25 protein-coding genes are annotated in these 25,053 nt (G+C 51.0%); 18 read left to right on the top strand and 7 right to left on the bottom strand.

What is annotated here, in order from left to right:
• Positions 1-68: 68 nt before the first annotated feature.
• Entirely contained in the window at positions 69-767 is a 699-nt protein-coding gene (locus tag BGL48_RS07585) for an oxidative stress defense protein (protein ID WP_069362098.1), read from the bottom strand.
• Between the two features lie 301 nt (positions 768-1,068).
• Between BGL48_RS07585 and BGL48_RS07580 the strand changes: the two genes are divergently transcribed.
• The gene (locus BGL48_RS07580) at positions 1,069-1,659 is read left to right on the top strand and encodes a LysE/ArgO family amino acid transporter (RefSeq protein WP_069362154.1); all 591 of its coding nucleotides are present in this window, start codon (positions 1,069-1,071) and stop codon (positions 1,657-1,659) included.
• Between the two features lie 56 nt (positions 1,660-1,715).
• Here the strand turns inward: BGL48_RS07580 and mscS are convergent, their stop codons facing one another.
• The 5 genes from mscS to BGL48_RS07555 form a co-directional block, all read right to left on the bottom strand.
• Entirely contained in the window at positions 1,716-2,573 is an 858-nt protein-coding gene (mscS, locus tag BGL48_RS07575; protein WP_069362097.1) for a small-conductance mechanosensitive channel MscS, read from the bottom strand.
• 173 nt (positions 2,574-2,746) lie between these two features.
• Positions 2,747-3,823 (bottom strand): class II fructose-bisphosphate aldolase, encoded by a 1,077-nt coding sequence (fbaA, locus tag BGL48_RS07570; RefSeq protein ID WP_069362096.1) that lies wholly within the window; start codon positions 3,821-3,823, stop codon positions 2,747-2,749.
• A 153-nt stretch (positions 3,824-3,976) separates the two neighbouring features.
• The gene (locus BGL48_RS07565; RefSeq protein ID WP_069362095.1) at positions 3,977-5,143 is read right to left on the bottom strand and encodes a phosphoglycerate kinase; all 1,167 of its coding nucleotides are present in this window, start codon (positions 5,141-5,143) and stop codon (positions 3,977-3,979) included.
• 72 nt (positions 5,144-5,215) lie between these two features.
• Entirely contained in the window at positions 5,216-6,220 is a 1,005-nt protein-coding gene (epd, locus tag BGL48_RS07560; protein ID WP_069362153.1) for an erythrose-4-phosphate dehydrogenase, read from the bottom strand.
• A 196-nt stretch (positions 6,221-6,416) separates the two neighbouring features.
• The gene (locus BGL48_RS07555) at positions 6,417-8,378 is read right to left on the bottom strand and encodes a ligand-gated channel protein (RefSeq protein WP_069362094.1); all 1,962 of its coding nucleotides are present in this window, start codon (positions 8,376-8,378) and stop codon (positions 6,417-6,419) included.
• A 172-nt stretch (positions 8,379-8,550) separates the two neighbouring features.
• On the opposite strand from BGL48_RS07555, the gene BGL48_RS07550 reads away from it, so the two are divergent.
• The 7 genes from BGL48_RS07550 to ruvX all read left to right on the top strand — a co-directional run bounded on the left by BGL48_RS07550 (position 8,551) and on the right by ruvX (position 14,274).
• Complete coding sequence (locus BGL48_RS07550; protein WP_069362093.1) at positions 8,551-9,477, top strand: LysR family transcriptional regulator; 927 nt, start codon at positions 8,551-8,553, stop codon at positions 9,475-9,477.
• Positions 9,478-9,648: 171 nt separating this feature from the next.
• Positions 9,649-10,803 (top strand): methionine adenosyltransferase, encoded by a 1,155-nt coding sequence (metK, locus tag BGL48_RS07545; protein ID WP_069362092.1) that lies wholly within the window; start codon positions 9,649-9,651, stop codon positions 10,801-10,803.
• Positions 10,804-10,873: 70 nt separating this feature from the next.
• Positions 10,874-11,401, top strand: a complete 528-nt coding sequence (locus BGL48_RS07540) for a SprT family zinc-dependent metalloprotease (RefSeq protein WP_069362091.1) — start codon at positions 10,874-10,876, stop codon at positions 11,399-11,401.
• Positions 11,402-11,499: 98 nt separating this feature from the next.
• On the top strand, positions 11,500-12,231 hold the full coding sequence (rsmE, locus tag BGL48_RS16220; protein WP_069362090.1) for a 16S rRNA (uracil(1498)-N(3))-methyltransferase: 732 nt from the start codon (positions 11,500-11,502) through the stop codon (positions 12,229-12,231).
• Positions 12,232-12,249: 18 nt separating this feature from the next.
• Complete coding sequence (gshB, locus tag BGL48_RS16215) at positions 12,250-13,194, top strand: glutathione synthase (protein ID WP_069362089.1); 945 nt, start codon at positions 12,250-12,252, stop codon at positions 13,192-13,194.
• 88 nt (positions 13,195-13,282) lie between these two features.
• Entirely contained in the window at positions 13,283-13,849 is a 567-nt protein-coding gene (locus BGL48_RS07525) for a YqgE/AlgH family protein (RefSeq protein WP_069362088.1), read from the top strand.
• Positions 13,846-14,274, top strand: coding sequence for a Holliday junction resolvase RuvX (ruvX, locus tag BGL48_RS07520; protein ID WP_069362087.1), 429 nt, complete (start codon positions 13,846-13,848; stop codon positions 14,272-14,274). The genes BGL48_RS07525 and ruvX overlap by 4 nt, the downstream gene beginning before the upstream one ends.
• Here ruvX and BGL48_RS07515 read toward each other — a convergent pair.
• Positions 14,271-15,287, bottom strand: coding sequence for a type IV pilus twitching motility protein PilT (locus tag BGL48_RS07515; RefSeq protein WP_069362086.1), 1,017 nt, complete (start codon positions 15,285-15,287; stop codon positions 14,271-14,273). The genes ruvX and BGL48_RS07515 overlap by 4 nt on opposite strands.
• A gap of 23 nt (positions 15,288-15,310) precedes the next feature.
• Between BGL48_RS07515 and BGL48_RS07510 the strand changes: the two genes are divergently transcribed.
• The 10 genes from BGL48_RS07510 to BGL48_RS07465 all read left to right on the top strand — a co-directional run bounded on the left by BGL48_RS07510 (position 15,311) and on the right by BGL48_RS07465 (position 24,892).
• Positions 15,311-16,012: a YggS family pyridoxal phosphate-dependent enzyme gene (locus tag BGL48_RS07510; protein WP_069362085.1), complete on the top strand. Its 702-nt coding sequence runs from the start codon at positions 15,311-15,313 to the stop codon at positions 16,010-16,012.
• Between the two features lie 54 nt (positions 16,013-16,066).
• Complete coding sequence (gene proC, locus BGL48_RS07505) at positions 16,067-16,885, top strand: pyrroline-5-carboxylate reductase (protein WP_069362084.1); 819 nt, start codon at positions 16,067-16,069, stop codon at positions 16,883-16,885.
• Between the two features lie 16 nt (positions 16,886-16,901).
• Positions 16,902-17,456 carry a YggT family protein gene (locus BGL48_RS07500; protein ID WP_069362083.1) on the top strand — a complete coding sequence of 185 codons (555 nt, stop codon included), beginning with the start codon at positions 16,902-16,904 and terminating at the stop codon, positions 17,454-17,456.
• A gap of 154 nt (positions 17,457-17,610) precedes the next feature.
• Positions 17,611-18,051: a DUF4426 domain-containing protein gene (locus BGL48_RS07495; RefSeq protein ID WP_069362082.1), complete on the top strand. Its 441-nt coding sequence runs from the start codon at positions 17,611-17,613 to the stop codon at positions 18,049-18,051.
• A 28-nt stretch (positions 18,052-18,079) separates the two neighbouring features.
• On the top strand, positions 18,080-18,676 hold the full coding sequence (locus BGL48_RS07490; protein ID WP_069362081.1) for an XTP/dITP diphosphatase: 597 nt from the start codon (positions 18,080-18,082) through the stop codon (positions 18,674-18,676).
• 3 nt (positions 18,677-18,679) lie between these two features.
• The gene (gene hemW / locus BGL48_RS07485) at positions 18,680-19,831 is read left to right on the top strand and encodes a radical SAM family heme chaperone HemW (RefSeq protein WP_069362080.1); all 1,152 of its coding nucleotides are present in this window, start codon (positions 18,680-18,682) and stop codon (positions 19,829-19,831) included.
• A 124-nt stretch (positions 19,832-19,955) separates the two neighbouring features.
• On the top strand, positions 19,956-21,041 hold the full coding sequence (locus BGL48_RS07480) for an AI-2E family transporter (protein WP_069362079.1): 1,086 nt from the start codon (positions 19,956-19,958) through the stop codon (positions 21,039-21,041).
• Between the two features lie 104 nt (positions 21,042-21,145).
• Positions 21,146-22,171 (top strand): 16S rRNA (guanine(1207)-N(2))-methyltransferase RsmC, encoded by a 1,026-nt coding sequence (gene rsmC, locus BGL48_RS07475; protein ID WP_069362078.1) that lies wholly within the window; start codon positions 21,146-21,148, stop codon positions 22,169-22,171.
• A 214-nt stretch (positions 22,172-22,385) separates the two neighbouring features.
• Complete coding sequence (locus tag BGL48_RS07470; protein WP_176719647.1) at positions 22,386-23,930, top strand: HAMP domain-containing protein; 1,545 nt, start codon at positions 22,386-22,388, stop codon at positions 23,928-23,930.
• A 59-nt stretch (positions 23,931-23,989) separates the two neighbouring features.
• Positions 23,990-24,892 carry a LysR family transcriptional regulator gene (locus BGL48_RS07465; RefSeq protein ID WP_069362076.1) on the top strand — a complete coding sequence of 301 codons (903 nt, stop codon included), beginning with the start codon at positions 23,990-23,992 and terminating at the stop codon, positions 24,890-24,892.
• Positions 24,893-25,053: the final 161 nt, after the last annotated feature.

Genomic DNA, 25,053 nt, shown 5'->3' with positions numbered 1-25,053 from the left:
AACAACGAGTCAATGGTAAAAAAGGGCGCATCTGCGTCCTTTTTTGATCACGGTGGTCGACAAGGCGATTAGTCATCAAGACGGAAAATAATATCAACCTGATCACGCACCTGCATGGTCGCATCTTGATAGCTTGCGGCGACATCGGCGCTGCCGCTGCGTATCTCGGCATTCATCATCACAGGGCGTGGATTGCTGGACCGATAGCGAATTTGCCAGACGCCATCGAGACGCATATCCAAACTTTTCGCGAGTGCCTCGGCTTTTTCTTTGGCATCATTGACCGCCGCCTCACGCGCTTTATCTTTCAATGCCGACTGGTCACTACTGGTTAGCTGTACTTGTCGGATTCGGTTAATCCCCTCGCCTAGCGCCCCATCTAACACTGCATTCAACTTATCGAGCTGGTTAAGTGTCACGGTAACCTGGCGCTCAGCACGGTAGCCAGTCAGCTCAGGCGCTTTGTCTTTGACGTGTTGATAACGCGGTGACAGCTGAATATGCGCACTCTCGATTTGCTCGCGCTTTACCCCTTGTGCCGACAGCCGATTGATAAACGCCGTGACCGCTTTGTCGGATGCGGCTTTTGCCGCTTTTGCCGTTTTTCGCTCGGTCACCACCCCCACATCAATCGTGGCCATATCAGGCGCAGCCGTCACTTCCCCAACACCGGTAATGTCCAGATGCGGAAAATCAATATTGGCCATCGCGGCTGGTGCTGTCACCAAGGCGCTAGTCAGGCAAAGCATTGCTTTAAACTTACACATTCTCTCTCCTTTCATGGATTCAAATTATCATGAGGTTATAGGTCAGACTCTTTTTTCAGCAAAAGACTCACTCGCTTGCGTCAGATTTATGTCAAAACATCAACAGCGCCATTGATGACGCCACACCAAGCTGATGGTGACCGGTGACTTGTCGCCCTGCGCTTGCATCCTTTCAATGATGAAGAAAATTCGATTCCCTTTACGCGTCTCTGTGCTTAAAGTGAGGGGATAACACGAGAAAAAGGAATAGACCGTGAGCAGTTTTTTAGTCGCCCTTCAGGGCTTAGGCTTGAGCCTGACCATGATTATTCCCATTGGCGCGCAAAATGCGTATGTGATTAACCAAGGTATCAGCCGTGAACACCATATGACCACAGCGTCGATCTGCTTTATCTGCGATATCATCTTGATCTCAAGTGGGATTTTTGGCGGAGGGGCCTTATTGGCAAGTTACCCTATACTGCTCAATACCATCACGCTCGCAGGGATCGGCTTTTTGAGTGTCTACGCGTGGCAGTTTATCCAGAGCGCACGTCAACACAACCAAGAGGCGTCAATGGAAGCCCCCACCATGAGTCGAGGCCGCCGCGCAGTGATCATTGGCGCCTTGGCGGTGACCTTGCTCAATCCGCATGTGTATCTCGATACCGTGGTGGTGTTGGGTGCAATTGGTGGCCAATTTGCGTTCGATGAACGCGTCGCTTTTACTGTTGGGGCCCTAATGGGATCGTGCCTTTGGTTTTACGGCTTATCGGCAGGGGCCGCACGCTTGTCACCGTGGCTATCCACTCCCTCAATCCGGCGACTGCTCGATCTACTCATGGCGAGTATGATGTTATTCGTGGCCGGTAAGCTCGCACTCGGCCTTTACGCACGTTTACTGGCAAGTTAAAAAACAGGGATGCGGCCACGCTGCCGCATCCATAATGGCTATCACCGACCGTGAGGTTATGCTTGGCGCTCGCTGCGCTCGACGTGAACACTCATTTGCGGGAATGGAATTTCAATACCATGTTCGTCCAGCGCTTCTTTGATGGTTGGCAGCAGCTCAAAGTAAACGCTCCAGTAGTCTTCTGTTTTCACCCAAGGGCGCACCACAAAATTGACCGATGAGTCGGCTAACGTCATCACCGCCACATTGGGTTCAGGATCTTTCAGAATCAAGGGATGTTGGGTCAGAATATCCATCAACACCGTTTTGGTTTTCTTTAAATCCGCGCTGTACGCGACGCCAATCGTCAAGTCAACACGGCGTGTGGCATGCTTGGAATAGTTAGTGATTGGGCTGCTGATCACCGACCCATTTGGCACCACCACCATTTTGTTATCCGGGGTAGTGAGCACCGTAGAGAACACTTGAATGGACTCAACAGAGCCCGCGACTCCGGCCAATTCGACGTAATCGCCCGATTTGAACGGACGGAACATCACGATTAATACCCCGGCGGCAAAGTTTGCCAACGAGCCTTGCAAAGCCAGACCCACGGCTAAACCTGCGGCACCTAAGATGGCAATCACAGACGCCGTTTGTACACCCACACGGCTCAGCGCGGCAATCAAGACGATCACAAACAACAAGTAACGCACGAGGCCGTGGAGAAATTCCACCACCGCGTTATCCATGTTGCGCTTACGCATCACCCCCGCCATGGAGTTGGCCAAACCTTTGATCACAAGGTTACCAATCACCAAGATCAGTAGCGCAGAAATAATGTTCACCCCGTACTGCGTCAACAGATCTTGATTATCCATCAACCAAGTCTGTGCCCATTTAGCACCCTCTACCATTGTGTTTTCCTCACTCATTCACTTTCCCTCTTCAAGTTGGGATAAACGGTAACTCTATGTTAACAGCCTTTTACTGGTCGCTGTCTATCTCATTCACGCGAAATGTCTCCGCAATGATACGAGTCAGTATCACGAAGATATAAAAAAACCCGCCAAGTGGCGGGCTTTTACATTCAACACTGTTGTGACGTTTACAGGACGTCAACTGCGTTGAGGTCTTTGAAAGCTTGCTCAAGGCGCGCAACCATCGACTCCTGCCCTTTACGCAGCCAAACGCGTGGGTCATAGAATTTTTTGTTAGGTTGATCGTCACCTTTCGGGTTACCGATTTGAGTTTGTAGGTAGCCTTCGTTGTCTTGGTAATACTGACGAATACCATCCCAAGTCGCCCACTGAGTATCGGTATCGATGTTCATTTTGATCACACCGTAGCCAATGGATTCTTGAATTTGTGCTTCAGAAGAACCCGAGCCGCCATGGAAGACGAAGTTCAGACCATTGGTCGGTAGACCAAATTTCTCTGAGCAGTAAGCCTGTGATTCACGTAGGATTTCTGGCTTAAGTACCACGTTACCTGGTTTGTAAACACCGTGTACGTTACCGAATGACGCAGCAATGGTGAAACGGTGGCTAATGGCTGACAGTTTTTCGTATGCGTAAGCCACTTCTTCTGGCTTGGTGTAAAGATCAGCTGTATCAACATCGCTGTTATCCACGCCGTCTTCTTCACCACCCGTAATACCCAGTTCGATTTCTAGCGTCATGCCCATTTTGTCCATGCGCGCAAGATATTCGGCACAGATTTCCATGTTCTCTTCAAGCGACTCTTCAGACAGGTCAATCATATGAGAAGAGAAAAGCGGTTTGCCGTGCTCTTTGAAGAAGGCTTCACCCGCGTCAAGTAGGCCATCAATCCACGGCAGTAGTTTCTTCGCTGCGTGGTCAGTGTGCATGATCACAGGCACACCGTAGACTTCAGCCATCGCGTGAACGTATTTCGCACCGGCAACAGCGCCTTTAATTTGCGCTTCTTGGCCTTCTAGTTTCAGACCTTTGCCCGGGAAGAAACCCGCACCACCGTTAGAGAACTGGATAACCACTGGCGCTTTTACTTTCGCCGCGGCTTCCATCACTGCGTTGATTGAGTCAGTGTTAACGACGTTGACTGCAGGCAATGCAAACTTGTTCTCTTTGGCAACTTCAAATACTTTCTGAACGTCATCGCCAAAGATAACGCCAGGTTTTACAAAATCAAAAACTTTAGACATGGCTCTTGTCCTATTCACTCGGGTTGTCTTTGCTGAACTGAGTAAAGATGCCTGAGGCACCTTTATCAATCGGGTGCAATCGTTTACGACTCGGCCTATTGTAGTCAAACGAAAGCAAGAACGGGAGATGTCACTCCCGTTTTATTATCTGGTTTATGCGTCTTTCGCACGTGCTTCCAGCATTTCTACCGCAGGTAGAGGCTTGCCTTCAACAAACTCTAGGAACGCACCGCCACCGGTTGAGATGTAAGACACATCAGCTTGGATACCAAACTTATCAATCGCTGCGAGGGTATCGCCGCCACCCGCAACAGAGAAGCCTTCAGACTCCGCGATCGCTTTTGAAATGCCTGCCGTGCCCGCTTCAAAGTTCTTAAACTCAAACACGCCAACAGGGCCATTCCACAGAATGGTTTTGGCATTTTTCAAAATGTCCGCCAACGCTTGGGTTGATTCAGGACCGAGGTCAAAAATCATATCGTCGTCTTGCACATCTTCAACGCGCTTGATCTCTGCTTCCGCGTTTTCATCAAATGCCTTCGCACACGCCACGTCGGTGGCAACAGGAATATGGCACTCTTCCATTAGAGATTTCGCCGTGTCGACTAAGTCCGCCTCATACAGCGACTTACCAACATTGTGACCGTCAGCGGCGATAAAGGTGTTGGCGATACCACCACCGACAACCAGTTGGTCTGCCACGGTTGACAGTGATTTCAGTACCGTCAGCTTGGTAGACACTTTTGAACCACCCACAATCGCCACCATTGGGCGTGCCGGGTTGTCCATCGCTTTGCCTAATGCCTCAAGCTCGTTAGCCAGCAATGGGCCAGCGCAAGCCACAGGCGCATACGTGCCCACACCATGAGTTGAGGCTTGGGCGCGGTGAGCCGTACCAAATGCGTCCATCACAAAAATATCGCACAGTGCCGCGTACTTTTTAGACAGCGCTTCGTCGTTCTTCTTCTCGCCTTTGTTGAAGCGAACGTTCTCAAGCACCACCAGCTCACCGGCGTTAAGCTCAAGGCCGTCTAGATAGTCTTTCGCGAGGCTGACCTGACAATCAAGTGCGTCATCTAGGTAGTTCACTACTGGCTGCAGTGAATACTGATCTTCAGGCTGGCCTTCTTCAGGGCGGCCGAGGTGAGAGGTCACCATGACTTTTGCACCGGCTTCTAAGCAGTGCTTAATCGTAGGCAATGATGCCAAAATACGTGCATCAGAGGTCACTTTACCGTCTTTTACAGGCACGTTCAGATCAGCACGGATAAACACACGCTTTCCGGCAAGATCTAAGTCAGTCATCTTAATTACAGACATATGGTCCTCGCTATAAGGTTGCAAATTGAAACTGATTTAATCAGGGCAACACCCCACCCACGCTTGCGTCTATTACGCCATGGCAAGTGTGGTATCTAACATTCGGTTGGCAAAGCCCCACTCGTTATCACACCAAACCAGCGTTTTAATCAGCTGGTGATCACTGACCCGTGTTTGCGATCCATCGACAATGGCGCTGTGCGAGTCGTGGTTAAAGTCAATCGATACCAAGGGCGCTTCGGTATAATCCAGTATACCGTCTAATGTACATCGAGATGCCGTCTGCAGAGCTTGATTTACGTCATTAACTTTCACTTTAGTACGTACAGTGACACTTAAATCCATCGCTGTCACGTTTATCGTCGGCACACGGACCGAGATCGCCTCAAATTTGTCAGAAAATTTCGGAAAAATCCTACCAATTCCAACATGGAGTTTGGTATCCACTGGAATAATAGACTGGCTGGCAGTACGTGTGCGGCGCAGATCAGAGTGATACGCATCAATCACCTGCTGGTCATTCATTGAAGAATGAATGGTGGTGATGGTGCCGGACTCAATCCCAAAGTGTTCGTCCAAGGCTTTGATCACCGGGACGATACAATTAGTGGTACAAGAACCATTGGAAACAATACGGTCATCGGCGGTCAATGCATCATGATTGACCCCGTAAATAACGGTTCTATCCACGTCTTGGCTGGCGGGGTGAGAGAAAAGGACTTTTTTAGCGCCCGCAGCAATATGGGCCTCCCCATCTTGACGCGTACCAAATTTGCCCGTGCAGTCCAAGACAATATCCACATCAAGGTCGCGCCAAGGTAAAAGCTGAAGTTCCGGTAAGTGAAGCAGACGAATGCTGTCGGTGGCGACAAACAAGTGTTCTTGGTTATAGGAAACCGGCCAGCCGAACCGACCATGGCTTGAGTCATATTGCAGCAGATGCGCCATCGCCTCTGGCTCTGCGAGCTCATTAATCGCGACCACTTGAATGCGATCGTGCTTGCCACTCTCATACAGGGCTCGCAATACACTGCGCCCTATACGACCAAATCCATTAATTGCGACTCTTAATGCCATGTCCATCGGTGCTCGTTTAACGATGACGCACAGTGTATCTCAAGCACGTAAAAGACGCACGTGTTGTGTGACTCTTCTCACGCTAGCAGGGAATAAAATGCAGCAAAAAAACGCCCGTCCGGTAAAGTCCGAGACGGGCGTGGCCGTGTTAGGGTTGTGCCACTCTATAAAGTGGCATGGCTCCTTTTATCACGAGTTAGAAGCTGATATTCAGTCCTAACCAATAGCGGCGTTCATCACTGATATAGCCGTAGTCTTCATACTCACGCGTTTTATCCAATAGGTTATAAACCGCGCCTTGCAGTTCAATGGCATCGCTGAGCTGGTAGTTCATCCCGGCATCCACCAAGGTGTAACTTGGCTCTATATTGCTGCGAGAAGATGGACCTGTCACAGGATCCATTTCTTCGCCACGGTAGGTCGCGCTCACCCAAGGACGCAACCTCTCAGTGGCTTGCCAATTAACTTCGCCATACGCGAGCTGCTGGGGGATTTGCGTCAAAGGCTGCCCCTTATAGTCACCGGTTTTTTGCTCTGAATCGGTATAGGTATAGCTGGCACTCACGTCGACCGTCTCCGTGACTGGCACGAATAGGCTCGCTTCAACCCCTTGAGTGACCGCTTCGTCCACATTAATCCGATAGGTTGGATCTGAGCCAAACTGGTTGGGGCCATCCGTGCACACCGAGGTTGGGCAAGTCACTCGGGTGATCTTATCTTCAAAGTCATTATGGAATGCGGTTAACGATCCACTGATCCCCGTATCGCTTTGGTAGTTGATACTGACTTCTGAGTTAACAGAGGTTTCAGGCTCCAAATCGGGGTTGCCGTAGATATTTCCCCCGCGACTCACTTGCGCCCAATTCGGGGCAATTTCGCGCAGTTGTGGTGAACGGAACCCAGTAGCCACGCCGCCTTTCACCACCCAGTTGCTATTGAGTTGATACACACCGTACACACGCGGGCTGGCGTGGTAGTCGTAGTTTTCATCATGATCAACACGTAAGCCGAGGGTCAGACTAAATGGCTCAATCACACGCCACTCATCTTCGACAAATAAAGCCGCTTGTGTATTGTCAATCTCAGTTTGGCTCGACGCTTTATTAGAGGTAAAGTCCTCCAACTTCGCTTTGTTCACTGAGCCACCAACCGTCAAAGTGTGTGTTTCAAAATCGCGAATGAGACGGGTTTTAAACTCGGTGTTCTTAATCGTCATTTCACGACTTTTATTCCGGCTTTGCTCGTACTGTAAGTGTGAATCTGACCAGCCCCATGTCCAATGCCCTTCATGCCCAAGGGCGATTGATTGTCGCCGATATTCATTATTGCTGTTTTCACAACTGCCTCGACACTGGCTATCATCGGTCGGCACGGTTTTACCCATTTGGCCATTGCGCTCTTGCGAGCTCGCGCCTAAGTCCAGGGTCCATTGTTGAAAATCGCTGGCATCATAGGTCAACGAGGTAGAAAGACTACGTAAAGATTTATCCTCGTAACCGAAAGTAATGTCGTCTTCTTGACGTTGAACCGTTTGGCCCGATACCGTCATCCCAAGCTTATCGCTTAGGGCGCCAGAAAGGTAAAAATTGGCACTTTGTTCATCGCCTGATGCGCGTTTTTCTTGCAGTAAGGTGCTTAATTGCACATTGCCATGCCATTCATGTTGTTCACGACGGGTAATAATATTAATCACCCCACCGATGGCGTCAGAGCCATACAAGGTCGACATCGGCCCCCGAATCACCTCGATACGTTCAATCGCTTGAAGAGGAGGTAACCAGCCTTGCTCAATGCCAGGGCCATCGCTATTCGGACGAGTCTCCCGGCTCGTCATACGCTTTCCGTCCACCAGCATCAGGGTATACTTGGAACCCATTCCACGAATACTGATATCCTGAGTATCACCGCCCCCTGTGACCACGACACCTGGAATACGTTTTAAGGCGTCTGTGACGTCGCGATAATAACGATCTTCAAGTTGGTCACGGCTAATCACACTGATACTCGCTGGCGCCTTTGCCGTGGCTTGTTCAAACCCAGAGGCAGTGATCACCATGGTTTCCGTATTTTGATCACCTGCTTCTGCCGCATGAATGGCACTCACAGGTATACCGGCTAATACCATCCCGATAACAACGGGACGAAGACAACTGGACATAATCAACTCCATTTTGTGATAATAATTATCATTTGTTTATTGAGAATTATTCACATAGATACACGGACGCCTAGCCCCATAAAGGGAACATCTCGTTCCATTTATTGAACGAGGTAATTTCTCTCCTTCTGGACAGCTGATGTGACGTCTTACTGGCGTTAAAAGGAAAGTTATGCAGGATTTATCTTCGATCCGTTCGTTTGCGGCTTTGTGTCATCATCAAAGCCTCACGGCCGCCGCTAAGGCATTAGGTCAACCCAAGTCAACGGTGAGTCGTCGCTTAGCTCAACTTGAAGCCGACCTAGGACAACCTTTAACGCAAAGACAAGGTAATAGACTGGTCTTAACCAAAGCGGGCGCGATATTTGCGCGATACTGTCATCAAATTATTGATTTAGCAGAAAGAAGTGAAGAGGCCATACAGGATTTAAATAACCACCTTCAAGGGCCGATAGAAGTGATTTGCCACCCCGGAATGATGCGCGGCTGGGCGGCTCCATTGATCAGTCGTTTTCTCGCTGAGCATCCCAAAGTATCCATCACATTAACAAGCGAAGTCAGTGCACAACGTATTCAGTCGGCCGATCTTATCATCTGGGCAGGAGACATCATGTTACCGGTCAATTGCCGCTCATATCAGCTTGGCCACTGGCAATATGGTATTTACGCGGCACCAGACTATGTCAGCCAATATGGCCCGTTTACGCATCCTAGCCTGCTCGATGAACACCCTTGGCTCGATGTCTTTGCCCTACGTCGACAAGGGTTAACGCTTTATGACCACGACAATACCTACCACTTAAGCGCCATGCCTAGCCGCTTTAATTGCGATATGATAGCCATTCAATTGGATGCTATCGCCGATGGGCAGGGCGTTGGATTGCTACCGATCTGGAGCGCCACGGGTTATCAACACCATCATCCTGATAGAATTATACGCTGCTTGCCTAACTGGGCCTCAGCACCTATTCCGTTGCGTCTTTACTGCAGCGCTGGCCGCCTTCCTCTGCGTGTCGAATCACTGGTGCACTGGCTGCAAGAGGCGATTCCCTCATCATGGAGGTCAGTGAAGCCACAGCCAGTATCCCACGCGGTGTAAGCGCATCTCAGCCAATTTTGCTATACCTTAAGACACCCATATGCATCATCTGACTTGCGTTTATCACAATTGCGAATAAAATAGACGTCTAGAAGTTAAAACATCTGAGTTGATCGGCGGTGCGCGTTAATACGTATCGTCAGTTTCCCCGATAATCAATGAGAGTGTCACATGGCTAAGCACCTGTTTACCTCAGAGTCCGTCTCTGAAGGCCATCCTGATAAAATCGCAGATCAGATTTCTGATGCTGTTTTGGATGCCATCCTTGAGCAAGACCCCAAAGCACGCGTCGCCTGCGAAACCTATGTTAAAACTGGCATGGTAATGGTAGGCGGGGAAGTGACGACCTCGGCATGGGTCGATATCGAAGAGCTTACTCGTCAAACCGTTCAAGATATTGGCTATATCCACTCTGATATGGGCTTTGATGCCAACTCTTGCGCGGTATTGAATACCATTGGTAAACAATCCCCAGACATCAACCAAGGGGTTGATCGCGCCGACCCGAAAGATCAGGGCGCTGGCGACCAAGGGATCATGTTCGGCTTTGCCACCAATGAGACCAATGTGCTGATGCCAGCTCCTATTACCTATTCACACCGTTTGGTGGAGCGCCAAGCGCAAGTGCGCAAAGATGGCACCTTAGACTGGTTACGCCCAGATGCGAAAAGCCAGGTCACCTTTGCGTATGACAACGGCAAAATTGCCGGTATTGATGCCGTCGTGCTCTCTACACAGCATTGCGACAGTATTTCAACTGAGGATCTGCGCGAGGCGGTGATGGAAGAAATCATCAAGCCTGTGTTGCCGGCGGAATGGCTGACCAAAGACACCAAGTATTTCATTAACCCAACGGGTCGGTTTGTGATTGGCGGGCCGATGGGCGATTGTGGTTTGACAGGCCGTAAGATCATTGTTGACACCTATGGCGGGGCAGCCCGTCACGGTGGCGGGGCGTTCTCAGGAAAAGATCCCTCAAAAGTGGATCGCTCTGCCGCTTACGCCGCGCGCTATGTGGCCAAAAACATTGTTGCCGCAGGCCTTGCCGACCGTTGTGAAATTCAACTGTCTTACGCGATTGGCGTCGCCGAGCCGACGTCCATCATGGTCGAGACCTTCGGCACTGAAAAAGTCGCACCAGCGGTGATCATTAAAGCGGTACGTGAGCACTTCGACTTACGCCCGTATGGTTTGCAAGAAATGCTGGATTTGTTACAGCCTATCTATAAGCAAACGGCTGCGTATGGCCACTTTGGTCGCGACATCTTCCCTTGGGAGAAAACCGACAAAGCGGAGCTGTTGCGCGACTTTGCCAAGCTCGGGTAACCTTAGGCGACTCAGTGCTTTTAAGGGAAGCTTCGGCTTCCCTTTTTGATCGCAGCAAGGACGACCACTTATGTCTTGTGCTTATGACACCCCAGAAAAATCCGCTCATGCATTACAACAGGCAGCGCTCTCACGCGCCCAGCAATGTATTGATGTGGCTAACCAGCAATTGGGCACCCAGCTGACCTACCCCGTGGTTGGCTTTACACTGCGGGGCAAGTCTGCCGGTACTGCGCATCCAGCACAATGGCGCGTCCGGTTTAACCCTGTTCTTTTGCAACAAGCACCAGACACCTTTTTTGACGAAGTGATCCCTCATGAAGTCTGTCATTTGGTCACCTTTGCGTTACATGGTCGGGTGAAACCGCATGGTCCTGAGTGGCGTTCGTTGATGACCCAGGTCTTTAACGCCCCTGCCAATACCACCCACCAGCTTGATATCAGCGCCGTGCAGGGTAAAACCTTTGCTTACTACTGTGATTGCGGGCCTGTCGCCTTATCCATTCGCCGTCACAATAAAATACAACGCGGCCAAGCCATCTATCGCTGCAACCGTTGCCAACAGCCACTAACACGCAGTGGTGAAGGATCAGAATAGTTTGCTTTTTCGTCCCTCGTCCCCATAGTAGTGACAGAGCCTATCGTCCCTTTGGTCATGTTACACTGAGGGCGACTTGAACATGGAACACGAGCACAATGCGAATTCCTCGAATTTATCACCCAGCACCGTTACCCGAACAAGGCACGGTGATCTTAAGCGATGAAGCGGCGAACCATCTCGGTCGCGTCCTGCGTATGCAGGCAGAGCAGCCCATTTTGCTCTTTGATGGTAGCGGCGCGCAATTTCCTGCCACACTGACACAAGTGAGTAAAAAACAGGTGTCTGCCACCATTACCGCTCGCGAATCATACAGTGTCGAGTCACCACTTGACTTTGAACTAGGCCAAGTGATTTCGCGCGGCGAAAAGATGGAATTTACCATTCAAAAGTCGGTCGAGTTAGGCGTGAATACCATCACCCCGCTTTTGTCAGCTCGCTGCGGCGTCAAGCTCAATGCTGAGCGACTCGAGAAAAAGCGCCAACAATGGCAAAAAATCGCCATTGGCGCCTGCGAACAAAGCGGCCGTAATGTCGTCCCTACCATTAATCCGGTGATCAATCTCGATACATGGTGTCAGCAGACGTTTGAAGGCTTGAAGCTAAACCTGCATCCGCGTGCCTCCTACTCTATCAACACGCTTCCCGACGCGCCTCAAAAACTGCGTTTACTGATTGGCCCGGAGGGCGGGTTATCTGATGACGAGATTGCGATGACACGCGAACACAACTTTGAAGAAATCCTATTGGGCCCACGCGTGCTGCGAACAGAAACCGCGGCACTGACTGCCATCACGGCCTTGCAGGTTCGTTTTGGCGACCTGGGTTAACTGGCAAGCAGGAGAAAAATGATGAAAATAGGTATAGTGATGGATCCCATTGAAGCCATCAGTGTGAAAAAAGACTCCACGTTTGCCATGATGCTGGCAGCACAAAAGCGCGGCTGGGACCTGCATTACATTCAGATGGATGACATGTCGATGCAGCAAGGTGACCCTTATGCCCGCACTCACAGCGTCACCGTGATGGATAACCCAGAACAGTGGTATCAAATCAAGCAAACGCAAACCCTCGCGCTACAGGAATTTGATGCCATTTTGATGCGCAAAGATCCGCCGTTTGATACCGAGTACATTTACGCGACTTACATGCTCGAACGCGCTGAGCAGGCCGGTGTGTTGATTGTGAATAAGCCACAGAGCCTACGCGACTGCAATGAAAAGCTGTACACGGCTTGGTTCCCAGAGCACACGCCCACCACCTTGGTCACTCGCCGCGCTGACGAAATCCGGGCGTTCCAAGCACAACATGGTGACGTGATTTTAAAGCCGCTTGATGGCATGGGCGGCGCCTCGATTTTCCGAGTGAAACAAGGCGACCCCAACTTGGGTGTGATCATCGAAACCCTTACCGAACATGGTCAACGTTTTTGCATGGCGCAAACCTTTGTGCCCGATATCAGCAACGGCGATAAGCGAATTTTGGTTGTTGATGGAGAGCCCGTGCCTTATTGCTTGGCGCGGATCCCCGCTGAGGGTGAAACCCGTGGCAACTTAGCGGCAGGCGGTCGCGGCGAAGCACGTCCTCTGTCAGAGACTGACTGGGCCATCGCGCGCGCCATAGCCCCTACCCTCAAAGAAAAGGGGTTAATCTTTGTTGGCCTCGACGTGATAGGCGACAAATTAACGGAAATCAATGTCACCAGTCCAACCTGTATTCGCGAGATTGATGCCGCGTATGACATTTCTATTGGTGACATGTTAATGGAGGCGATTGCTAGACGCTGCGCCTAAGAAAAGAAGGCGCTCTCTGCGCCTTCATTATCTAAAACATCAATTTTCGCGCATACTCAAAGTACGCGCCCCCACAGGAGACGGCGATATGGATCTGAAAAATCATTTTTTAATCGCGATGCCCAGTATGGCTGATAGCCGTTTTCATCATGGCGTTATTTATGTGTGTGAGCACAGCCATGACGGGGCAATGGGGCTGATGATTAACCACCCGATCAACTTATCAGTGGGAAAAATGCTGGATCAAATTGAGGTCGAGCGACAACTGCCCTTGTCGACTACCACAGAGAGCCTATCTCAACCCGTCCTTTTTGGTGGCCCCGTCTCTGAGGACAGAGGCTTTGTGCTGCACCCTGCAACCTGTGAGTACGGCACCAGTATTCCGCTGTCTGATCAGCTATCGGTCACCACCTCCAAAGACATTCTCTCGATTCTCGGCACCGAGCAACAGCCAGAGCAATTTCTGGTCGCGCTGGGCTATGCCGGCTGGGAGCCGGGCCAGCTTGAGCAGGAATTGGCCGACAATAGCTGGCTGACACTCGAAGCCGACCCCAAGGTCATTTTTGATACCCCCGTTCACCAACGCTGGCAAAAAGCGCTCGATCAGCTCGGTATCGACGCGGCAAACCTTTCTTCACAAGTAGGACATGCATGAACGCACAGACCATTATTGGATTTGATTACGGCGTCAAGAGCATTGGCGTCGCCATTGGCCAATCACTAACCGGCACCGCTCGCCCTTTGTGCGCCTTAAAAGCGAGAGACGGGATCCCAAACTGGGATGATATCGAAGCCATACTCAAAGACTGGCAACCCGATTATCTGGTGGTGGGCTTGCCGCTCGACTTAAACGGTCAACCGTTAGAGACCATCACACCGAGAGCAAAGAAATTTGCCAACCGCCTACACGGGCGTTTCGGCTACCCCGTCGAGCTGCACGATGAACGCCTGTCTACCCGTGAAGCGCGTGCGGATCTTTTTGCTCGTGGTGGTTATAAAGCCCTAGGCAAAGGCGCCGTCGACGCCCAATCTGCGGTGGTGATTATCGAAAGCTGGTTCGAGCGTCAGTACACAGATTAACTGGGCGAGATCGCCGCCTGCGGTGCAATCACCCCTTGTTTCTCGAGCTGGGCCATCGCTTGCGCCATCGTCTGCATACCATGCACGGTACCGGTTTGCATCATGGAGGCGATTTGCGCCACTCTATCCTCTCGGATCAAGTTACAAACCGCTGATGTCACCGTCATAATTTCATAAGCAGCAACACGCTGACCTTGGGTGCTTTTGACCAGTTGTTGAGAAATCACCGCCCGCAGTGAGGACGACAGCATCGAGCGCACCAAGGGCTTATCGCTGCCGGGAAATACATCAATGATACGATCGACACTTTTCGCTGCGCTAGCGGTGTGCAAGGTCGCAAACACCAAGTGCCCGGTCTCTGCCGCGGTTAACGCTAGACGGATGGTTTCTAAGTCACGTAGCTCGCCCACTAATATCACATCTGGGTCTTCACGCAGCGCTGAGCGCAAGGCTTGCTGAAAAGACTGCGTATCACGCTTGACCTCGCGCTGGTTCACCAAGCTTTGCTCGGACGGATGGATAAATTCAATCGGATCTTCGATAGTCAGAATATGCTTTTGTTGGTGATGGTTAATCTGCGCAATCATCGCCGCCAGTGTGGTCGACTTCCCCGAGCCTGTCGGCCCAGTCACCAACACCAAACCTTGATGTAGCAAAGCCAGCTCACTGAAAAGTGGCGGCGCGGATAAATCCTCTAGCCTTGGTACGGCGGTGGGCACCACACGAAAGACCGCCGCACAACCATGTAGCTGGTGGAACGCATTGACGCGAAAACGCGCCACCGAGTTTAGTTCAAAGGAAAAGTCGACTTCCCATGTGTTGTCAAAAACATGCTGCTGCTCAGGGCCCATCACTGCCAGTACCAGTTCCCGCACGGCTTGGTGGCTCAGCGGTGGCAGACTAAGCTTGCGCATATCGCCATCTACCCGCACCATAGGCGACACCCCCGCAGAAAGATGTAGATCTGACGCGCGATGCTTTACACTAAACGCAAGTAGCTCATTAATATCCATTCATTTTCCTTGCAGAATCCGGTATGTGTCATATTAAGAACAATATTCAACAGGTCAGGGAACGGATAGACCACGCAAGCCAAAAATGCGGCCGACTCTCCGACTCAGTGCAATTAATTGCAGTCAGCAAAACCAAGCCTATCGAGGCGATCGCAGATGCTATCGCCGCGGGGCAACGGGCGTTTGGGGAAAATTACGTGCAAGAAGGGGTGGAAAAGGTCGAGTATTTTGCCGAGCATCCCCCCGCGGCACCAATCGAATGGCACTTTATTGGTCCCATTCAGTCCAACAAAACACGGTTAATTGCAGAGCACTTTGACTGGGTGCATTCTGTCGATCGGTTGAAGATTGCTAAACGCCTGAGCGAGCAGCGTCCGACCCATTTACCGCCGCTCAATGTCCTGGTACAAGTCAATACCAGTGGCGAGGCATCAAAGTCGGGCTTATCCGTGGATAACGCCATCGCCCTCATTGAAGATATCCGAGCCCTACCCGGCCTGAATGTCAGAGGATTGATGTCTATTCCACAGCCTGAGACGGACTATCAGCGACAATGCGCCGCGTTTGAACCTTTATCCAATGCGTTTCATGCGCTCAGTGAGCAAACGCCCGATATCGATACCTTATCGATGGGCATGAGTGGTGACATGGAAGCGGCGATTGCGTGTGGTAGCACCATGGTGCGTGTCGGCACCGCAATTTTTGGCGCGCGAGACTATCGCTAACAAAGCGGTCGTGATAAACCCCAAATAATGACGAGAACAACAGGAACGCTTTTCATGGACCATCGCTCCCTTACCTTTATTGGCGCCGGTAATATGGCGCGATCTATCATAGCTGGCCTAGTGAATGCAGGCTATCCCACTAAAGCGATAACGGCCTCATCACCCAGCGCTCACCCTGACGACGTGCTGAGCACGGATTATGGCATCCAAACCACCCGTGATAACTTGCATGCCTGCCAAGCAGCAGACGTCATTGTCTTGGCGGTCAAGCCACAATTAATGGCGCAGGTTTTAAGCGATTTATCGGCCGTCGATTGGTCATCAAAATTGGTGATCTCAATTGCAGCCGGCATCAGTACTCACCGTCTGTGCGAGATGGCAGGTACCACACTTAACCTAGTACGTGTGATGCCGAATACACCGTCTCTTGTCGGACAAGGAATGAGCGGGTTATTTGCGTCGAGCCAAGTCACTGACGCGGATAAACGCTATGCCACCGCCTTGATGGAAGCCGTCGGCGAAGTCTGCTGTGTCGACGAGGAAGCAAAAATGAATGGTGTGATTGCCGCTGCAGGCAGCGCACCGGCATACTTCTTTCGCTTTATGGAGGCGATGCAGCAAGAAGCTATCCGCCAAGGCTTTAGCGACGAGCAAGCCAGGCAGCTGGTTCAGCAAGCCGCAAAAGGCGCGGCAGAAATGGTGGTCAGCAATACGGACACAACCATTGGCCAATTGCGTGAGCAGGTCACCTCAAAAGGCGGCACAACCGCTGAAGCACTGCGCGTTTTCGACCAACATGGTATTGGCGATATAGTGGCACAGGCCATGCAGGCGGCAGTCAGCCGCGCCGAGCAAATGGAACAAGAATTTTAATCACTAAGGCAACGATATGAATGCAATGACCTTTCTGATCAACACCGCGTTTGATCTTTACATCATGGTGGTGCTGCTACGCGTTTGGCTACAATGGGCGCGCGCAGACTTTTACAACCCCTTCTCTCAATTTATCGTCAAAGCGACCCAGCCTGTGGTTGGCCCGTTGCGTCGTATGATCCCGGCACTCGGGGGTTTGGATCTGGCAACGGTGCTGTTTGCTTACTTACTCATGGTGGCCAAATTTGTGGTACTGGATTTAGTCGCCGGTAACCCCTTCGCGATGAGTTCAGGCATGTTCCTCTTCTCCGCCATCGCCTTACTGAAAGCCGCGGGTAAGTTGCTGTTCTGGGTGCTGATCCTGCGCGCTATTTTGAGTTGGGTCAGCCAAGGCAACAACCCAGTAGAGTATGTTTTTCACCAACTGACCGAGCCCGTGTGCGCGCCAGTACGCCGTATTATTCCTCCCCTCGGTGGGCTCGATCTCAGTATTCTGGTGATCTTTATCGCGCTCCAATTTATCAATATGCTTATCGGCGATTTTATCGGCCCGATTTGGTATGCCCTGTAAGCGAATCGCCACGCGCTAAGTCATCCTCGACTTATTGCCATAGCTTGCTCCGCTTACGGGATTTCACGGGTGCCAACGATGTACGGCGGATCGTACTCAGGCACCCGTACGTATTGATAGCGACCCTCACTTCGCTTTATCACAAGGAAAGATTATGCGTCAGATAATTGCAGCGCTCAGCGTCATAGTAACCGTGGCTATCTCCCCAGCATGGGCAGGTCAGTTTAAAGAAATCGGTGAGTTGGAAGTGCATTACAACACGCTCTCGACCACTTTCTTAACGCCCGAAATCGCTCAGCAGTACGACATTACCCGGAGTGGCTATCGAGGCTTGGTCAACATTGCCGTTCTCGATACCATGCAACTGGGAAAACCGGCGATTGCCGCCGAGGTCACCGGACAAGTAAAAAACTTGGTCGGAAACAGTCGTGATCTAGACTTTACCGAGATCAGAGAAGGTGACGCGATCTATTATATCGCTACCTTCGCCGCCGATGATGAAGAGACGTATCGCTTTCACATCGATCTCAACGCCGAAGGAAACCGCAATGCGTCCTTTGACTATAATTATACGTTTTACGTCGATGCCCCGTAGTCGGGCTATAACCCAATAGGTAACTGTGATGAAGAAAGTTGTGTTGGCCACTGGGAACGCAGGCAAAGTAAAAGAAATGGCGGGACTGCTCGACGAATTTGGTTTCGACGTCCTGCCACAAAGTGACTTTGCCGTTGAAGAGGCGGATGAAACAGGCACCACCTTTATCGAAAATGCCATCATTAAGGCGCGTCATGCGGCCAAAGTGACCGGCCTCCCCGCCATTGCCGATGATTCAGGTTTAGAAGTCGATGCGTTGAACGGTGCGCCGGGCGTGTATTCTGCCCGCTACGCCGGTGAAACAGCCAGTGATACGGACAATGTCGCTAAACTGTTAGAAGCTTTGCATGATACAGACAATGATGGACGCCAGGCTCGCTTCCATTGCGTGCTGGTTTATATGCGCCATGCTAATGACCCAACACCACTGGTCTGTCACGGGGTGTGGGAAGGGCAAATCGCTCAAGCACCGCAAGGGGACAACGGCTTTGGCTACGATCCGGTGTTTTTACCTGCCGATCAGCAATGTACCGCAGCAGAAATGCCCGCTTCCGAGAAAAAACAACGTTCTCACCGCGGACAAGCACTTAACGCCCTGTTCCAAGCCTTAAAAGCGTCGCAATAAACCATGATCCCATTGAGTCTGTATGTACACATTCCTTGGTGTGTACAAAAATGCCCCTATTGTGACTTTAACTCGCATACCCAAAAAGGTGAGATCCCGGAAGAGGATTATATCGATGCGCTGCTCGAGGATCTGGATACCGATCTTGGCGCTTACCCTTCAGTTGCGACACGTCCACTGCATTCGATCTTTATTGGAGGCGGCACACCAAGCTTGATGTCGCCTTCACAGATAGCACGCCTACTGGATGGCATTAAGACACGCCTTCCCGTCAGTGACAACCTGGAAGTGACCATGGAAGCCAACCCTGGCACCGTGGAGGCCGATAAATTTATCGGCTACCGACAAGCAGGCGTTAACCGGATTTCTATCGGGGTGCAGAGCTTTTCTGCTGATAAGCTCGAACGCTTGGGGCGCATTCATGGCCCTGGAGAAGCAGAGCGGGCCGCCCACCTTGCCCATCAAGCGGGATTAAATAGCTTTAACCTTGATTTGATGCATGGTTTGCCCAACCAGTCAGAGCAAGAGGCTCTGAGTGACTTAGAAAAAGCGATTGCACTTAAGCCGCCACATCTGTCTTGGTACCAGTTGACCATCGAGCCCAACACCCAGTTTTACTCCAAACCACCCACTCTGCCAGAAGAAGATACCTTGTGGGACATTTTTGATCGCGGGCATCAGCTGCTTACCGACGCTGGCTACGTACAATACGAGACATCCGCATACAGCTTACCCGGTCATCAATGCGCCCATAACCTCAATTACTGGCGTTTTGGTGACTATTTGGGCATAGGTTGTGGCGCCCATGGTAAGCTCACTTTACCTAACGGCGATCAGTCTCGCCTGCTTCGAACCGTTAAAGTGAAGCATCCGCGCGGCTACCTCGATCCACAAAAAGCCTATCTCACTGATAGCCAGTGGGTGAAAGAGACGGATCTCGCGTTTGAGTTCTTTATGAATCGGTTTCGTCTGCTCGAACCTTGCCCGAAAGCCGAGTTTGTTGCCCGTACCGGGTTGCCCCTCGATCATCTCAGCCACCCTTTGACGCAAGCCCTTGAGCAAGGTCTGCTCGCGGAGTCCGAGACACATTGGCAAGTAACCGCTAAAGGTAAGCTCTTCCTCAACGATCTTTTGGCCATTTTTTTAACTGACTAGTGCAACAAACTGTGTGTTAAGGTGCCTATTGTTTAGGCACCTTTACCTGCCCAGCGGCTGATTGGCCTTTTGACGGCAAGTAAAGTCCGCCCGACTCACTCAACCAGCCTAAGAGGGATACCCTGTGACTTCGTCATTTCGTGTCGAGCCGAAACATTGGACTTTAATCGCTGCGCTGATCATCGCAGCCTATGCGTGCTATTTACTTATCGAGCCCTATATTGGTGCAATCGTTCTCGCGTTTATTGTCTCTTTGCTCTTTTTCCCTCTTCATAAACGTATTGAAGATCGCATTGGGCAACGCCCAAACACGGCGTCAGTCATATCTTGTGTCTTAATCACCTTTATCATCATCATTCCCCTCACCGTGGTGGCGGGAGCAATAATCGAGCAAGGCGTGAGTTTTTTTACACGCAGTTACGAATGGCTCAATAACGGCGGCGCAAAACAGTTGCTCAACAACCCGCAGATACAATCGTCGCTGCATTTTCTCAACCAATGGCTGCCATTTGATTTAATTGACCCACAAGAAACGGTGAAAAAGCTGGCCGCTTGGATGTCTTCTTTCAGTGGCCAAATGCTCGAATTCAGCTCCAAGGTATTAGGGGATGTGACCGATTTTTTCATCACCTTTATGCTGATGTTGTTCGTGCTGTTTTTCTTGCTCCGCGATCACGACAGCATTATCCATACGCTCCGCCACGTGATCCCCTTATCACGCAGCCAAGAAGATCAGTTATTGGATGAGGTGGAAAAGGTGGCCAAGTCTGCCGTGCTTGGGTCCTTTCTCACCGCCTTGGCGCAAGGGGCCGCAGGCGGCTTGGCGATGTGGGCCGTGGGCCTGCCAGCGCTATTTTGGGGCACCATGATGGCGTTCGCCTCCTTTATTCCTGTGGTCGGCACCGCGCTCATCTGGCTGCCAACCGTGCTTTATTTGGTGGCCACGGGCGATTGGCAGTGGGCGATCGCCTTACTGATATGGAGTGTGGTGGTGGTCGGCTCCATCGATAATCTCCTCCGCCCCTTCCTCATGCAAGGCAACTCGGGGATGAACACCCTGCTTATTTTCTTCTCACTGTTAGGTGGCTTGCATCTGTTTGGCTTGATGGGACTGATTTATGGCCCGATTATTTTCTCCATCACCTTAGTGCTATTTCGTATGTATGAAATCGAGTTTGAGCGCTTTCTTGACCGACAAGACAACGCATAAGCACGCTGATATTGGCCTGGTGCGCGCTTTGTGGGAAAATCCCCCGTCAGCGCGCCCCTCGACCAAACGCGACCTATCAGTCACAGTAACCGAAGAGAAATACCATGGCCCTCACGGCTCCTAGCGAGATTGCCCAACGTCACCTCACGCTGTTTGAAAACAAACATGTTCTATTAGCTGGTGAGCTAGAAGATAACTTTGCTCAGCAGTTACTGCCTCATGCCTCGCAAGTGTCTGTCTTTACGACCCATCATGGCTACGTCTCACGAATGGCAAATACCGATGTGAAGGTCCATGAAGGGGCTGAATATGTGGGTGAGAGCTCAGTTGATTTGGTGCTTTTCTACTGGCCTAAGTCAAAAGCGGAAGCCGATTTTCTTCTCGCGATGCTCACACATCGTCTCGGTGCCAATGTCGACTGGGTCGTGGTGGGTGAAAACCGCAGTGGCGTTAAAAGCATCGAAAAACGTTTTGCCCCGTATGGCCAAGTGATCAAACAAGACTCGGCACGCCGATGCAGCCTGTATCATGGCCAATGTACGTCACCGGCAGCATCGTTTAACCTAGCGGATTGGTTTCACGACTACCCACTCCAAGTAGAGAATCAATCACTCACTGTTCGTGCTCTACCCGGTGTGTTTAGCCACAAAAGTCTTGATGATGGCACGGCCTTATTACTCAAGCACCTGCCCAATATGCACGGTGATGTGATTGATGTCGGCTGTGGCGCAGGCGTCATCGGCTCGGTAATACTGGCTACCCACCCAAGCTGTACGGTCACCTGTGTTGATGTGAATCATTTAGCCGTTGCATCAACCCAAGCGACCCTCACGGCCAATGGGCTCAAAGGCTCTGTTTTTGCCTCAGACATGTTAGGTGCCGTCAGTGGACAGCAGTTTGATGCCATTATTAGCAATCCACCGTTCCATGAAGGACTCGAGACGTTTTACCAGGCTACTGAGTCCTTGCTGGAAAGCGCGCCTCGCTACCTGCGCCGCCACGGCCAATTGGTGATCGTCGCCAACAGCTTCTTACGTTACCCCCCGATTATTGAAAAAGGGCTCGGTCAGTGTGATACCCTCGCCAAAACCCGTCGATTCGCCGTTTATCATGCGCAAAAAGCACGCTAGTGGCTGACAACACCATCGAGCAGTGAGTTAACACACATATAAGACTTGATACCTGACAGCAGATCACAGTTTTGACTCATCGGACGTGTTAGCGTCTTCTCTCTCGCGGCTGCCTTTTGGCAGCCGTTTGCGATTCAAGCCCGCGTGATCAGAGAGAGGTATTCACAGCGTGCAAATGGATATGGGTTACTCGACGCGTCTTCAACGCCGCTTCATGTGGTGGTTTTTTAGTCTTAGTATTATCCCTGTGGTGATGTTGACGGGGTACTTTACTTGGAGTCAGTCACAACTGCTGATCAATCAAGCCCATCAGCAGCTCGAGCACGAGCGCGATCGTAACTATGCCACCATCACATCATATTTTGATGACCAAGTCCGCGCGGTGATTAATCTTGCAGCCTCCGATCTAGCAACCAGCAGCGGTGGACGCTTTTATGGCTTTCCTCATGCATTCCAACAACTCGGTAATAATACGCGCCAAGCGCAGCGTCGACTCATACCGATCCTTCAACAGTCCTCGAGCCAACATGCTGGCGTGACAGCACAAAAATACCGCCGTTTATATCGCCGCTTTCATCATCAATTTCAAGCCTGGTTAGCAAGGTACGCGTTCAACAATCTCGCGATGTTTGATTTAAACCAAAACCTCGTGTACGCCGTCAAAACTCACCCCATGACACAGGATAACCCGTCACTGAAAAGGGCGATAAAGCAATTAATGAGCCTGCCTGATAAGCAACGTCCTAAGTGGGTGCGCACCGCCTTTGAGCCACATGGCTCACGCACCATGCAAGCTTGGTACCTGGTTCCCATACTTAAAAGCGGCCAGATGCAAAGCATCCTTGCTATTCGCACCACAACCGATAACTTGTCTGCAACTCTACGCCAACGGCAGCGCCCAGAGTCAGGCCTGTGGCTGATTAATCAAAATCATCAATCGTTACTCAACAGTTGGGTGCCTCACTCTAATCAAGCGACGCCTTCGATCCTGCCCCCCAAACACGCAATCAATGCCGCTTTCGATGGCCAACAAGGGGTCATGTCACCGAGCCAATATGCAATCATGCCTCAACTCACGGCATACCGCCCCGTCAATGTGGCGGGGGCGTCTTGGGCGTTAATCATTTGCACACCTCAAAAAAGTGCCTATCGACCTCTCCGCCACTTGTATGCAATCAGTACCACACTCGTGATCGTCGTTATTGTATTATTAGTCTTTATCGGGCATTGGTTATCTCACCGCCTGACACTGCCTATCTTACAATTGACTTGGTGCGCTGAGCAGTTTGCCGCCGGTGAACTGGACTACCCGGTCACTCATCGCCAGCGAAACGATGAAATCGGTCGCCTTGCAAGTGCACTCTCCCACTTAAAACACAGCATGAGAGCGAGGTATTTTGCGCCATCAAGCACGATTAAACATAAAGAGATACACGTTCATCAGTCGGAGGGGATTCATCGTCGCTTGGTTAATGCGATGAACTTGGCTCTCGCCGCTTGGGATGGCGATAAAGTCGACCTAGCAGAAAAAAGTGGCTTATGGCGTGTTTATCAGGATAAAGGCAGCTTCCAAACAAGAACCTTGGATAAGTACCTGCACGTAGAAACCGTCCCCAAAACACCACGTTGGCGAAATGTAGTGCGCACACTCGACTTTGTCCTCAAGCATACCAGTGAGCAATCACCTCACTACCAGTCATTAAAACAGGCCCAATCTGATATCCAGAACTGGGTGAGCCAAGACAAAGGCCGTCGTTGACATTGTCATTGCGGGTAAGCGGCCTTATAGTGATTCAAACCCTTAATCGCTAGGTCTTAATGGCGCTTTCTCTTCCTCAACTGCGAGTGTTTTTAACCATCGTGCAAGAGGGCACGATCACCGCCGCGGCGAAAAAACTGTTTCTCAGTAAACCGGCGGTCAGTATGGCACTCGCCGAATTAGAAAGTCAGCTCGGTTATCCCTTGTTTGATCGACGCGGCAACCGGCTTCACCTCAATGATCAAGGCGCGGCGCTTATCCCTAAAGCGGATGAATTGCTGATCCGTAGCGATGAAATTAGCGCCGCATTGAAAGACGACAGCCAATTGATTGGCTGCCTACGATTAGGGGGAAGCGATACCGTGGGTAATCAGCTTTTACCCACACTGATTAGCGATTTTCGCCATGCGACCTCGCATCAACAGCAAACACTGATGATTGCCAACAGCCAAGAGATCATCGATCGCCTTCAACACTTCGAGCTGGATGTTGGATTGGTAGAAGGTGAAATACTGCACCCCGATTTACTGCAAATGCCGTGGCTAAGCGATCAGATGGTCGTGGTATGTCACCCAGATCACCCACTTGCGAGTCAAACGCCGTTAAGTGTGGGAGCTCTCGACGATCAAACCTGGCTGATCCGCGAACCAGGTTCAGGCACGCGTGAGCACTTTCTCTCACGCCTTGCGCCTCGCTTCGAGCGCTGGCATCTTTCTTTTGAGCTCAATACCACCGAAGCGATTTTAAATGCTGCGAGTGCCGGGTTAGGCCTCGCGTACCTGTCTAAGCTCTCCGCTCAGCACGCCATTGCCGATGGTCGAGTCGTTGCTCTCGAACTCCCTTTGCTATTGTCTCGGCGCTATTGGCTCGTGCGCCACAAAGATAAATATCAGTCAGGTCTACTCTCCCGCTTCTGGGATTTCTGCTTACACTGGCAACCTCAACCCCATTCTTCTACTTAACCAGCAATCACCATGCGACAGATACAAAAAAAGCCCCGACCGTCAGGTCAGGGCTTGGTATTTTCTTATCAAAGTCTTACGCAAATCTGCTTTGATGATTAAATTGCGAGCTATGCGCAGGGAGTTTTGAAGCGAGACGCGCAGTGTATGCCAATACATGA

This window comes from Salinivibrio sp. SS3 (assembly GCF_001722105.1).
Lineage (GTDB): Bacteria > Pseudomonadota > Gammaproteobacteria > Enterobacterales > Vibrionaceae > Salinivibrio > Salinivibrio kushneri.
The sequence above is the reverse complement of the archived record's forward strand: the minus strand, read 5'-3'. Positions and strand labels throughout refer to the sequence as shown.